General features: G+C 65.5%; 9 protein-coding genes. 2 read left to right on the top strand and 7 right to left on the bottom strand.

Annotated features, from left to right (window positions below; translation table 11 throughout):
* The first annotated feature begins 5 nt into the window (after positions 1 to 5).
* Entirely contained in the window at positions 6 to 1,169 is a 1,164-nt protein-coding gene (locus tag ACTJI5_RS07170; protein ID WP_440859814.1) for an alginate lyase family protein, read from the top strand.
* Here the strand turns inward: ACTJI5_RS07170 and ACTJI5_RS07165 are convergent.
* From ACTJI5_RS07165 to ACTJI5_RS07135, 7 genes are all read right to left on the bottom strand, one after another.
* Complete coding sequence (locus ACTJI5_RS07165; RefSeq protein WP_440859813.1) at positions 1,166 to 2,758, bottom strand: acyl-CoA dehydrogenase family protein; 1,593 nt, start codon at positions 2,756 to 2,758, stop codon at positions 1,166 to 1,168. The genes ACTJI5_RS07170 and ACTJI5_RS07165 overlap by 4 nt on opposite strands.
* 2 nt (positions 2,759 to 2,760) lie before the next feature.
* Entirely contained in the window at positions 2,761 to 3,975 is a 1,215-nt protein-coding gene (locus tag ACTJI5_RS07160; protein ID WP_440859812.1) for an acetyl-CoA C-acetyltransferase, read from the bottom strand.
* A gap of 18 nt (positions 3,976 to 3,993) precedes the next feature.
* The gene (locus ACTJI5_RS07155; RefSeq protein ID WP_440859811.1) at positions 3,994 to 5,190 is read right to left on the bottom strand and encodes a CoA transferase; all 1,197 of its coding nucleotides are present in this window, start codon (positions 5,188 to 5,190) and stop codon (positions 3,994 to 3,996) included.
* A 757-nt stretch (positions 5,191 to 5,947) separates the two neighbouring features.
* Complete coding sequence (locus ACTJI5_RS07150; protein ID WP_440859810.1) at positions 5,948 to 8,104, bottom strand: tetratricopeptide repeat protein; 2,157 nt, start codon at positions 8,102 to 8,104, stop codon at positions 5,948 to 5,950.
* Complete coding sequence (locus tag ACTJI5_RS07145) at positions 8,101 to 8,568, bottom strand: hypothetical protein (protein ID WP_440859809.1); 468 nt, start codon at positions 8,566 to 8,568, stop codon at positions 8,101 to 8,103. Before ACTJI5_RS07145 ends, ACTJI5_RS07150 begins: the two co-directional genes overlap by 4 nt.
* Positions 8,565 to 10,172, bottom strand: coding sequence for a cytochrome C (locus tag ACTJI5_RS07140; protein WP_440859808.1), 1,608 nt, complete (start codon positions 10,170 to 10,172; stop codon positions 8,565 to 8,567). Before ACTJI5_RS07140 ends, ACTJI5_RS07145 begins: the two co-directional genes overlap by 4 nt.
* Positions 10,172 to 10,915: a hypothetical protein gene (locus tag ACTJI5_RS07135; RefSeq protein ID WP_310255970.1), complete on the bottom strand. Its 744-nt coding sequence runs from the start codon at positions 10,913 to 10,915 to the stop codon at positions 10,172 to 10,174. Before ACTJI5_RS07135 ends, ACTJI5_RS07140 begins: the two co-directional genes overlap by 1 nt.
* A 632-nt stretch (positions 10,916 to 11,547) precedes the next feature.
* On the opposite strand from ACTJI5_RS07135, the gene ACTJI5_RS07130 reads away from it, so the two are divergent.
* A complete protein-coding gene (locus ACTJI5_RS07130) occupies positions 11,548 to 12,810 on the top strand; it encodes an NAD(P)-binding domain-containing protein (protein WP_231732756.1) in 1,263 nt (420 codons plus the stop codon).
* Positions 12,811 to 13,017 lie beyond the last annotated feature (207 nt).

Genomic DNA, 13,017 nt, shown 5'->3' with positions numbered 1-13,017 from the left:
GGAGGATGATCGCACGCCGTACCCTGCTGCTTGCCGCGCTGCTCGCCGCACCGGCAGCATGGGCGCGCCCGCGGCCCGGCGCGCTCGACATCCGCGCAATCGAGCGCCGCCGCCTGCTGCCGCAAGCCGAAGTCCTGCTCGCCGCCAAACCGCGCACCATCACCGCGATCCTCGCGCCGCGCAGCCCCGCGGGTCGGCACGACTATTATTCCGAGGGCGATTATTGGTGGCCCGACCCGGCCAGCCCCGGCGGTCCCTATGTGCGCCGCGACGGCCGCTCGAACCCCGACAAGTTCGACGGCCACCGCGACGCGCTGATCGCCTTCGGCCGCACCGTGCCCGCGCTTGCGGCGCTGTGGGACCTCACCGGCGAGACGCGTTTTGCGGGCGCCGCGATGCGCCACCTCCACGCGTGGTTCGTCGATCCGAAGACGCGGATGAACCCGAACCTGAACCACGCGCAGGCGATCATCGGCGTGAACAGCGGCCGCGCTATCGGGGTGATCGATACGCTGCAGATCGTCGAGGTCGCGCGCGCCGCCACGCTGTTCGCGCGCAAAGAGGCACCGGGCTATGCGGCGATCCGCGCGGGCGTCGAGCGCTGGTTCGCCGCCTATCTCGACTGGCTGACCACCTCGCGCTTCGGCACCACCGAACGCGACGAAAAGAACAACCACGGCACCTGCTGGCTGCTGCAGGCAGCGTGCTTTGCCGCGTTGCTTGGCCGCACCGATATTCTCGAGGATGCGCGGGGCCGGCTTCAAACCGTGATCATCCCGACGCAGATCGAGCCCGATGGCCGCCAGCCGCTCGAACTCGCGCGCACCAAACCCTATGCCTATGCGCTCTTCAATCTCGACGTGCTCGCCGCGTCGGCGTGGCTGCTTGGCGGCGGCGAACTGATCGGCTGGAAGACCCCCGACGGCCGCTCGATCGGCGGCGCGATCGCGTGGATGGCGCCGTTCATCGCCGACAAGGCGAAATGGCCGCTGCCGCCCGACGTCGAATATCGGGACGGCTTCCCGGTGCGCCAGCCGAGCCTGCTCTTCGGCGGCATCGCGCAAAAGCGCAGCGATTGGCTGGACCTCTGGCAGCGCCTCAATCCGGATCCGACCATCGGCGAGGTCGTGCGCAATTTCCCGGTCCGCCAGCCCCTGCTCTGGCTCTAGTTGCGCCCCCCGACCAACCCGCGCGCGATCACCTGCGCCTGAATTTCGGCCGCGCCCTCGAAGATGTTGAGGATGCGCGCGTCGCACAGCACGCGGCTGATCTCATATTCGAGCGCATAGCCATTACCGCCGTGGATCTGCAAACTCGCGTCGGCGTTCGACCAGGCGGCGCGCGCGGCGAGCAGCTTCGCCATGCCCGCCTCGATATCGCAGCGCTTGCCGCTGTCCTTCGCGCGCGCCGCGGCATAGCTGAGCTCGCGCGCGGCGACGAAATCGACGAGGCTCATCGCGAGCTTGTCCGACACGCGCGGGAAATGGACGATCGCCTTGCCGAACTGCTTGCGGCTGAGCGCATAATCCAGCCCGAGCTCGAGCGCGCGCCGCGCCACCCCGACCGCGCGCGCGGCGGTCTGGATGCGCGCGCCTTCGAAGGTCCGCATGAGCTGCTTGAACCCCTGCCCCTCTTCGCCGCCGAGCAGCGCGTCGGCGGGCGCTTTCATCGCGTCGAACTGCAATGCATATTCGCGCATCCCGCGATAGCCGAGCACTTCGATCTCGCTGCCGCTCATCCCGACGGCGGGGAACGGTTCGGCCTCGCTCCCGCGCGGCTTGGGGACGAGCAGCATCGACAAGCCGGCATAGCCCTTCGCATCGGGAACCGTTCGCGCGAGCAAGGTCATCAGGTCCGAGCGCGCGGCGTGGGTGATCCAGGTCTTCGCACCATCGATCACCCAATGATCGCCGTCGCGGCGCGCGCGCGTCTGCAATGACCCAAGGTCCGACCCGACGTCGGGTTCGGTAAACACCGCGGTGGGCAATATCTCGCCGCTGGCGATCCGCGGCAGCCATTCGGCCTTTTGCGAGTCGGTGCCCCCCGTCGCGATCAGCTCGCCTGCGATCTCGGACCGCGTGCCGAGCGACCCCGCGCCGATCCAGCCGCGCGACAATTCTTCGGTGACGATGCACATCACCAGCTTCGACAGGCCGAGCCCGCCGAACTCCTCGGGGATGCAGACGCCGAAGGTGCCGAGGTCGGCCATCGCCTGCACCGTCTGATCGGGGATCAGGTCGTTCGCAAGATGCCAGCCGTGTGCGTGCGGGACGATCTCGGCATCGGTGAAGCGGCGGAACTGGTCGCGGATCGAATCGAGATCGGCGTCGTGGAGCGTCTCGCTCGGCCAGTTGCCGTCGGCGAGCGCCATCGCGACATCGGCGCGTGCCCCCGCATGATCGGCGTCGAGCAGATCGGCACATTTATCGGCGAGCGCGCGCGCCTCGGCACCCAGCCCAAGATCGGCCGGACGGAAAATCTCGTTCTGCCCCATCGGCAGTCCGCCGACGAGCTGGCCGATCCCCTCGGCAAAGGCGAGCACCGCGATTTTCGTATCGAGCGGGTTCGTCTCCCGGCCGGACTCGCACCATTCCAGCACTGCCTCCAGCGCCGCGGCCGTCGTCGCGACCCACGCAAAGCCGTGCGCTGCACGCTGCTCGCGGTCGATCGGCGCCTGCGCCAACCGTTCGGCAAGCGCCGCCTCGGCCGCGGCGCGATAGACCTGCGCCGCCGTCAGCGCCTCGCGCAAATCGGCCATGCTCAGGCAGCGCGCTCGAAGATCGCGGCGATGCCTTGCCCGCCGCCGATGCACATCGTCTCGAGCCCGTAGCGTCCGTCGCGGCGCACCAGCTCGCGCGTCAGGTTCGCGAGGATGCGCCCGCCCGTCGCGCCGATCGGGTGGCCAAGCGAGATGCCCGATCCATTGACGTTGAGGATTTCGTTCCGGCTGTCGTCGTCCGACCAGCCCCAGCCCTTCAGCACCGCGAGCACCTGAGGCGCGAAAGCCTCATTGAGCTCGACAAGGTCGATGTCGCCCCAGCCAAGGCCATTGCGTGCAAACAGCCGCTCGACCCCGGGCACCGGCCCGATGCCCATCCGGCTGGGGTCGCAGCCCGCCGCCGCCGAGCTGTGATACCAGGCGATCGGTTCCAATCCGAGTTCGTCGAGCTTGTCCTCGGCGACGACAAGGCATGCCGCGGCGGCGTCATTCTGCTGGCTCGCATTGCCCGCGGTGACGACGCCGCCCTCGAGCGGGCGCAGCTTGCCGAGCGTCTCAAGCGTCGCGTCGGCGCGGTAACCCTCGTCGTGCGCGAAAACGACCGGGTCGCCCTTTTTCTGCGGCACCGACACCGGGACCAGCTCGTCGTCGAACAGGCCGTTGGCCCATGCCGCGGCGGCGCGCTGGTGGCTGCGCACCGCATAGGCGTCGCACGCCTCACGGCCGATATCATAATCCTTGGCCAGATTTTCGGCGGTCTCGATCATGCCCGAAATGACGCCGAAGCGCTCGACCGGCTGCGACATCAGCCGCCCGCGCGTCAGCCGGTCGTGGAGCGTGAGGTTGCCCGCGCGAACCCCTTTACGAATGTCGGTCGAATAATGTTCGACGTTCGACATCGATTCGACGCCGCCCGCGACAACGACGTCGGACATGCCCGTCTGGACCATCATCGCGGCGTTGACGACCGCCTGCAGCCCCGACCCACAGCGGCGATCGAGCTGATATCCCGGCACTTCGAGCGGCAGTCCGGCGGCGAGCCACGACCAGTGGCCGATGCTCGGCGCCTCGCCATTGCCATAGCCTTGGCTGAAAACGACGTCGTCGACGCGCGACGGGTCGATCTTCGTCCGTTCGACCAGCGCCTTCAGGATCACCGCGCCCAGCTCGCCCGCGGTCAGCGAGGAAAGCGCGCCGCCGAACTTGCCGACGGCGGTGCGGATCGGGGCGACGATGGCGGCGCGGCGCAGGGTCATGTCTTCATTTCTCCAAGGTCAGGCGATACCGACGATACCGGCATCGATCAGCCGGGCAAGCTCACCCGATGAAAGCGACAGGCGCTCGCTCAAGATTTCCTCGCTATGCTGCCCGTTGCGCGGCGCGGCGCGCGGCGGCCCGCGTTCCGCCTGCGGCAATGTCGCAAAGGCGCCCGCGGCGGGATAGGCGAAACCGCTAGGATTGTCGGCGTGCCCGAAGATCGGATTGTCGCCGACCAGCGCCGGGTCCTGCACCGCATCGTGCATCGTGCGGTAGGGCGAATGAACGATGCCGCCCGCGTCGAACGCGGCGGCGAGGTCGGCATGATCGCGGCTTGCTATGGCCGCCTCGAACAGCGGATAGAGCGCATCGCGATGCGTGAAACGCAGCCCGTCATCGGTCGCGAACGACACGCCGCGCGCCGCCTCGATCGCCGCGATCGCTTCGGCGAGACCCAGCGCGGCGGTCAGATTGGCCCATTGGCGCGGCGTGACCACGACAATCATCGTGCGCCGGCCGTCCGCCGTGACAAAATCGCGCCCGAACAGGCCGTAGACGGCGTTGCCGAGGCGCGGGCGGTTCGCGCCGGAATAGAGCATTTCGGCGACCCCGCCGAGATTGGCGACGGTGCCGATCGCGACGTCGGAGAGCGGCAGGCGCACCTCGCCGCCCTCGCCGGTCACGGTGCGGCGCTGGATCGCCGCGAGCAGCGCAAAGGCGGCATAGGCGCCCGTCAGCAGATCCCACGCGGGCAGCACATGGTTGACCGGCTCGGGACCGGCACCCGTCAGCATCGGATAACCGACGCTGTTGTTCACCGTATAGTCGAGCGCGGGCGACCCGTCGGCCCAGCCCATCACGCGTATGGTGACGAGGTCGGGGCGCCCTTCGGCCAGCTTTGCATGCGACAGAAAGCCCCCGACCGGAAAATTGGTGACGAACTGCCCCGTCGCGCGCACCAGCGCCTGCAGCAGCTCGCGCCCCTCGGGCCGCGCCAGATCGAGCGCGACCGACTTTTTCGCGCGGTTCAGATTTTCCCAATAGAGCGAATCATTGGCGTCGGTCACCGGCCAGCGGCGAAAATCGGGGCCGCCGCCGATCTGATCAACGCGGATCACCTCGGCGCCCATTTGCGCGCAATAAAGCCCGGCGGTCGGAGAGGCGACGAAGGACGAAGCTTCGATCACCGACAGGCCGGCCAGCAGGTCGTACATCCGGCGCCAATCCCCCCGAGAGCCTCTCGCGAAATCCCCGGCCTCAGCGGCCGCAGGAAGCTATCTGGCGCATCCTGAGGGTTCGAACCCCCGGCCTCCGCCTTCGGAGCGGGTACTAACAGGCTATGCCATTCAATACCAGAGCCGGCATCTCTTACATAAACCACTAATATTAAGCCGAAAAGGTGAAAATCAACTCAGCCAATGCCAACCCAGATCCTGCCAGAATTAAGCCCTGTGGCTTACGCCCCGCTTTCGCGAAAGCGACGAAGTGCCGGGTTTCGGCATCCGGATATTCACGTCGGACAAGCGTAGATATATCATCCGATCTTTTCATTCTCCCCCAGCCTAGCGATCATTTTGAACGTTTCGGCCAGCTTGACGCCGATGCAACGGAACGATCGTTGCGAACAGCTGTTGTCAAAATATCGAAACTCAAATGGAGGGTGGTTCGCCCTCGCCGTCGGAGAGAGAGAATGAAAAAGCTTCTGACAATTTTCGCAATTAGCAGCTCGCTGTTGCTTCTGTCTGCTTGCAACACAGTTGAAGGAGCTGGAAAAGACGTTGAATCCGCTGCAGACTGTGCTGATGGGGTTAAAGGCAACTGCTAGGCGGCGTGACAGATTGGCGTGAACCGGCGTTCGCGGATCAGCTTCATTGACCGGTAGCGGACTGTCGGCTTCTGGGTGCAGGTCGTGAAAAGCAGACGCCGGTCAGCCTATGTTCGCCTGCCATCGCTCGCCATTATTCGTCGCCGCTAGAACGAAAAACGATAGCCAAGGTTTAAGATCGTCGCGCGCTCCTCGCTTTTGCCGACGAACGCCGCATCGGACCATCGTTGATCGAGGAAGGTGAAGCCGATTTCGGCGTCCAGCGCTACCTTCGTCGACGCGACGTAAGTGACGCGCAGGCTGGGGCGATAGGCTTTTTGGCGGCCCGGGCCAAAGCGATCGGTGCGCCGCGCGAAACGGAATCGCGGCTCGAAGCTGACCGGCCCCACGGGAAAGCGCGCAGCCGAATCGAACGAAATGATGTTGAAACGGGCCGTCCGCGCATGACGCAACCCGAAAATGAGCGTGTCGCCTTTCCTGACGATGCCGTTTCCAGTCATCTGCGCGCCCAGATAAGTTTCGGTGCCGCTGCCCGCGATCGCATCGACCCCGCCCGATGCCGGGGTGCTGCCCGTACGCGACACGACCAGATCGAGATTGGCCTGCCATTTTGGTGTCAGCGGCTGGGTATATACCACCGACAGGCTGCGGGTTCGTGCCGATCGATCGCGCGCCCATTGTTCCAGCGTCTGGCGCGTGAACAGCTGCTTGAGTTCGCCGAGGCGGTGCGCTGACTGGCCGATCACGCTGTTAGTGAGCGAGAGCTGGGGATAATATTGCTGGTCGAATTGCACGCCCACGCTGCCCCCGCCCCGCAGCGGCACGGTGGCGTTCAGGAAGGCATGGCTGAGCTTGCCAAAGCCGACGTCGAAGTCGACCAGCCCCCACAAAACGACGCCCGGCGTGCTATAGCGCGCCTCTAGGCCCACCGCCTGCCGGTCGGTCAGCCCGCCGCTTTTCTGGTCGAACCAATAGGCATTGAGCTCGAACGGCTTGTCGCGCGGCGCATAGCCCAGCGTGAAACCGTAGAAACGTCGGTCCCGCTCGATCCGGTCGGTGCGGGTCGAAAAGACCGGACACCCCGCCTGCGCGTGGAGCGTCCACGACGGATCGACCTCCCATCCCGCACGGATGCCGTCGAACCGGCCGAACACGCCCGAACCGAACAGCGACTGCCGCCCAATCCGCGCCGAAAGGCCAAGGCGATAATGCTGGGTATCGATGTACAGCGCCGCGATGCGCTGGGTGTCGTCGCCCGAACTGCGCGAGGAGCCGACAAGCGTGACCGGCCGCCAATCGAGCGTATAGCTGCCGGCGGCGCGCGCGCTGAACCGCGTTTCGCCGTTGGTCGCCGCCATGTTGATGTCGATCGCGGTCAGCAGCTGGTCGATATTGACGCGCCGGTCGATCTCGTCGATCGGATCGCGCCGGCGCGCATCGACGAAAACATTGCGGCTGGTGTCGCGCGAATAAAATTGCGAAAGACCGCCCGAGAAGGTGGTGCGCCATTCGCGCCCGTCCACGCTCGGCCGTGCGGGCTCGCCCCCGCCACCCCGGCCCAGCGCCGCCAGCCGCTGCCCGACCCGGTCGGCGCCCGGCGAGCCCGGAAAACGCCGCAGATATTCCTCATAGCGCAGCCGCGCCGGCCCGCGTTCGCCGCGTCGCTCGTGGATCATGCCGCTGAGCTCCAGCGCGCGCGGGGCATAATCGGTGTCGCGTTGGCCAAGGATGCGGTCGAGCGCGTCGCTGGCGGTTTCATGTTGGCCCGCCGCCACGGCTTCCTCGGCCACGGTCTGGAGACGGCGCAATTCGTCGCCGTCCAGCGGCGCAACGGCGCCGTCCGCCGCCGGTTCGACCGGGCAGCCGTCTTGAAGGGCGATGTTGCGCAGCGACAGCACCAAGCTTTGCGAGTCATGTCCCAGGGCGATTTCGAAGCGGGTGAGCGTGCGAAAAGTGATCGCGAGCACCGGTCCGCCGACGGCGTCGGCCTCGTAGACAATAGAGCGGACCAGCGGCGTACCGCCCGGCACGGGCAGGAAATCGCGGTTAGGCCGAACGCCGGGCTGCACCATCTCGACCCGCAGCCGCACGTCCATTCCCTGGTCGGTCGGGGCCGCGCCGCTGTAACGGATCGGGCCTGTGAAATGGATCGTCACGGTCGGGCAGTCGATGGTGCCCGCAGCGCTCGCGTCGGCCAACACCTTGTCGCCGCCGCGCTGTGCCCCGGCATTGCCCGCCCAAAACAGCAGCAACAGCGCGAGTGCGATCTTGAGCAAGGCTTCGAAGGCGGCATGCGCGCTCATGATGCCGCTCCCGGCAACAACTGGTTCCAATGGATCGCCCGGTGGCAATCCTGGCATTGATTGCCGGTCGGCGGGTGATTGACGGTCTTGCCGGGCGCCTGGAAATTATTGTGGCAGCTGACGCAGTTGCTCACGACGCCGCTGTGGTCGAAGCGCGCGGTCAGCCAGTCCTTGGTGGTATGGCACGACACGCACGCATCGGTCGTGGGGATGTGGCGGAACGTCTTGCCCTCGGCGCGGACATTGTTGTGACAGGCGGCGCAGGTGCGCGGCGTGCCGCGGAACACCGCCTTGGCGTGGCAGGTGTCGCAGCCGATTTCGGCATGCCGCCCGTCGAGCACGAACCCCGTCGAGATATGATCATAGCGGTCGATGACCTTGATCGGCGGCGGATCGGACGTCGCCGCCGCGGCCAGCGCGGCGACAAGGAAGCAGCCCAGCAGGGCGATCCAGGCTTTGATCATCGCAGGTGCCTCCCGTCGAAATCCGGATGGCGGCGCGCGTTCGCGGGGACGCGCACCGTCTTGAAGCTGTCGCCCCCGACATGGCAGGTTTCGCATTTCGTGCCGAAGCGGCCTTCGTGATGATCGTCAGCCTTGTGGCAGCCGTAACAGCCCACCGGCAGCCGCGCGGTCGTCGCGGGCCTGGTGTGGCAGCTGTTGCAGGCGAGCCGGGCATGGCGGCCGGTCAGCGAAAAACCCGTGCGATCATGGTTGAACCGCGCGCCGGTCCAGCGCGCGGTCGTGTGGCATGTCTCGCACCTCGCTGGCGTGCCGAACCGGCCCTTGTGCGCAATGTCGGCGTGGCAACTGGCGCATGTGACACCTGCGGCGCGGAATTGCGTATTCCGGTGACAATCGGCGCACGCGACGCGGCTGTGGGCGCCGGTCAGCGGAAAGCGCGTTGCGGCATGATGAAAGCCCGGCGCCGGCCGCCAGCGGTCCTGCGTGTGGCACGCCGCGCAATTTCGGCCGAGCTTGCCCTGATGGGGATCCTGGCGGACATGGCACCCGGCGCATTCGCGCGATGGTTTGAAGCTGTGCACAGGTTTGACGTGGCAGGTGGCGCAGCGCACCCGCTTGTGCGCCCCGAGCAGCGGAAAACGCGTCGCCTTGTTGTGATCGAAAAACGCGCCTTTCCAGCTGGCGGGCGAATGGCAGGTCGCGCAGTTGCTGCCATTGACGCCCTTATGGACATCGTCCTTGCGGTGACAGGCGGCGCACTGCATCGGTGGACGCAGCCGATCGTTCTGGGCGCCGTGACAGGCGGTGCAGGTAACCGTGCGATGCTGGCCGACGAGCGGAAAACGCGTCCGTTCATGGTCGAACAGGGCGCCCTTCCAGCTCAGCTGCGAATGGCAGCTTGCACAGTCGGTTCCGTTGCGCCCCTTGTGGACATCGTCCGCCAGGTGGCAGGCGACGCACTGTTTCGGCGTCCCGGCGAAGCGATTGCCGACATGGCAATCGGCGCATGCGGCCGTCTGATGCGCGCCGACCAATTGAAAGCCGGTCGCCGCGTGATCGAACTTATGGATGATCTTCCAGCCGCTTTCGCTGTGGCAGCGGGCGCAATTCTTGCCGAAGCGGCCGCTATGAACATCCTCTTTGACATGGCAGGCAACGCAGGCAGCGGGCGCGGCGCGAAACTTCATTCCGGACTTGTGGCAGTTCGCGCAGGCGACGCCGCGATGCTTGCCGTGGATCGGAAAATCGGTTTTGCCATGGTCGAAGCCGGTGCCCTTGAGGTTCGCGGCGAATTGGACCGCGCCCTGATGCTCGAGATGGCAGGCACGGCATTGCTGTTTCGCGGCCGATGGCGTGCGACCGTGAAAGCCGGTGCGCAGGCGGACGTCGTTGGCGACGTCGGCATGGCATGCCTTGCACTTGCCATTCTCGGCCGACGGGGTGAAGGAATAATGGCAGGCTCCGCAGCGCGCCTCGATCTTCGCATGCGCGGGGCGCAGCGGGCCGGGGCTGACCAGTCGCTCCAGCGTCGGGCGCAACGCGAACAGTCCCCCGATCATCGCCAGCAGCACGAGCGCGCCGACAAGGACCGAGGTCCGCGACATCAGTACATATGGACGGCGAGGACGTGCAGCGCCACGGTCATCGCGAGGAACAGGAACAGCGGCACGTGCAGATAATGCCAGGCCCGGAACAGGCGGTCGTAGAAGGCGAACCCGCCGACGTCGCGGATCGACTGCAGATAGCGCGTCAGATGGTCGATCAACGCCTCGCTGTCGGTTGCCCGCCGGCCCGGAAGCGAAGCCTCCCGTGCCAGTTCGGCACGCACGACACCTCGGAGCCGCCAGGCGAACAGCCATGTCCGGGCCGTGATCGAAAAGACCGCGAACGCGCCATGAAACAGATTGGACCGCTTTTCGAGGGCGTGCCGCTCAAGCTCGCGAAGATAGCCGACGATGAGGTGACCGGCGTCGCCATCGGCGTCGAGCAGGAGCCGCGATTCGCCAAGTTCGTCGAGAAAATCCCGAACCTCCAGCTTTCGCTGCGAATATCCGCGATGGATATGGACATATAGAAAGCGCCCGAAAAGCCCGCTCGCGACGACCACCAGCAAGGCAAGCAGGGCGACACCGCTGTTCGTCGCCGCCCAGGTAAAGCGCGCATGGTAAAGAATGACCAGCGGCCCGAGCAGGCCAAGCAGCATGTGGATGCGAAACCAGGTGCCGACCGACCCCATCCATGTTGCTCCGGTCAGCCTTTTGCGGAGCGGATAGATCATGAGAATGGCCATCATCGTCACGCCGATGATCCCGAGCGCATAACCAAGGCCATCCTCGGGCGTTGGCAATTCCGCGCGATGCCACCAGCCCCACAGGATGGCGGCAGGTATGAACAATAAAATAAGGAAGGAAAAAACTGTTTCAAAAGAAACAATTGCTTTCCTTTGGGGTGCCGACGCCTCTCTGGCTACGAGAGTGAGCTGTTCCGACTCCATTTTGGTCCACCCTCTAGGGCATGTTTACTAGGCTAGACCTCCCTCTTCGGCATGACAAATTATTAGTCTATCTATATAATTTGGCCTACTCCTTTCAGATTTTGCACATTGATTTCAAGAGAACTGAACGCGGTTTTGACCAAAGATCCATGTCGCTCGCCGCCCAGAGCGCCGAACGAAGACGCGGTTCGAACCTCCCATCGACGCGAATGCCGCACCGCCGGGCGCAGGGGGTCTTTCCTCTTGTGACAAGGACGGCTCTTAGGGCCGCGGAGGGCTTCCAGAGGGGAAAATAGCGGAAAAATCCGCAGACATATGATGGAGTCGCAATGCCCTTTGACCCGGCGGTTTTCGCCGACGCCCTCGCGGCGTTACCAAAACTGCCGTTTGACACGGCGGCGCTCGCCTACGCGCTCCCGGCATTGCCCATCTGGCTGAGCTATTGGGCGCGGCACCGCGCGATCGAGCGCAAAAGTCACACCATATTGGAAGATGCGCGCGACGCGGGGCTGACCGAGCCCAATTCGCTCCACCCCGTCATCGACACCGCCAAATGCATCGGCTGCTCGGCATGTGTGCTGGCGTGCCCCGAAGGCGACGTGCTCGGCCTCTTGGAGGGGAAAGCCACGCTCATCGACCCCACCCGCTGCATCGGGCACGGCGCCTGCCAGCAGGCATGCCCAGCCGACGCGCTGTCGCTGGTCTTCGGCACGGCCACGCGCGGCATCGACATTCCGTTCGTCAGTCCCGATTTCGAAACCAATGTCCCCGGCATCTATCTCGCCGGTGAAATCGGCGGCATGGGGCTGATCCGCAACGCCGTGAAGCAGGGGACCGAGGCTGTCGACGCGATCGCCGCCGCGAACGAAGGCGATGATGCGCACGACATGCTCGACCTGATGGTCGTCGGCGCGGGTCCGGCGGGTATTGCCGCCAGCCTGCGGGCGATGGAACTCGGCCTGCGCTTCGAAACGGTCGAGCAAGATAGTCTGGGCGGAACCGTAGCGCATTTCCCGCGCAACAAGCTGATCATGACCGCACCGGTAAAACTGCCGCTCTTCGGCGAACTCCGCTTCCGTGAAATCCGCAAGGAAGCGTTGCTGGGAATATGGCAGGATGTCATCGAGCGGACCGGGCTGCATATCCGCTGCAACGAAAAAGTGGTGGATGTCACGCCCGGCAACCGGGGCTTTACAGTCAGAACAGCGAACGGCGTGTATCGCGCCCGGCGGGTGCTGCTGGCAATCGGCCGGCGCGGAACCCCGCGCAAGCTGGGCGTGCCGGGCGAGGAGCGGAGCAACGTCGTCTATCGCCTGACCGACCCGGCGCAATATGCCGGCCGGCGCGTGCTGGTCGTCGGCGGCGGCGACAGCGCGATCGAGGCCGCTGTCGCGCTGGCGGATCAGCCGGGCACCCAGGTCACCCTTTCCTATCGGCGAGATGCCTTTAACCGGACGCGAAGGCAGAATCGCGATGCGATCGCCGCGGCGGCGGCGGAGGGCCTGGTCACGCTATACCTCCAATCGTCTGTCGAGGAGGTGCGGCATGGCGCCATCTCCCTTCGGCACCACGCCGAATTGTTCGACCTGCCGAACGACGATGTCATAGTCTGCGCGGGCGGCGAGTTATCCACAGGCCTTCTGCAATCGATGGGCATTCGCGTGGAGCGCAGGTTCGGTACGGCTTCTCCCGCAATTGCGATCGATCCGGTAAACGCGACCAAGGAGGCAAATCTGCAGGCGGCCTGATGCACCGTCATATCTTGAGGACCTGTGGTGCCTAACGTCCGCTTTGAGGGCGAATCTTCAATAATCTGAACGGCCGACATCGGGCCCAAAGTGCCATGCCCGAACATGATTCGGACCGCGGCGGGACGAATATGACGCGTAATGGCATTGCCTCACGAAACGAGATGCTTATGCGGCAAGATCCACGCTCCCGCGCAAATCGCCGGA

It is taken from the genome of Sphingopyxis sp. 22461 (genome assembly GCF_052044915.1).
GTDB lineage: Bacteria > Pseudomonadota > Alphaproteobacteria > Sphingomonadales > Sphingomonadaceae > Sphingopyxis.
The sequence above is the reverse complement of the archived record's forward strand: the minus strand, read 5'-3'. Positions and strand labels throughout refer to the sequence as shown.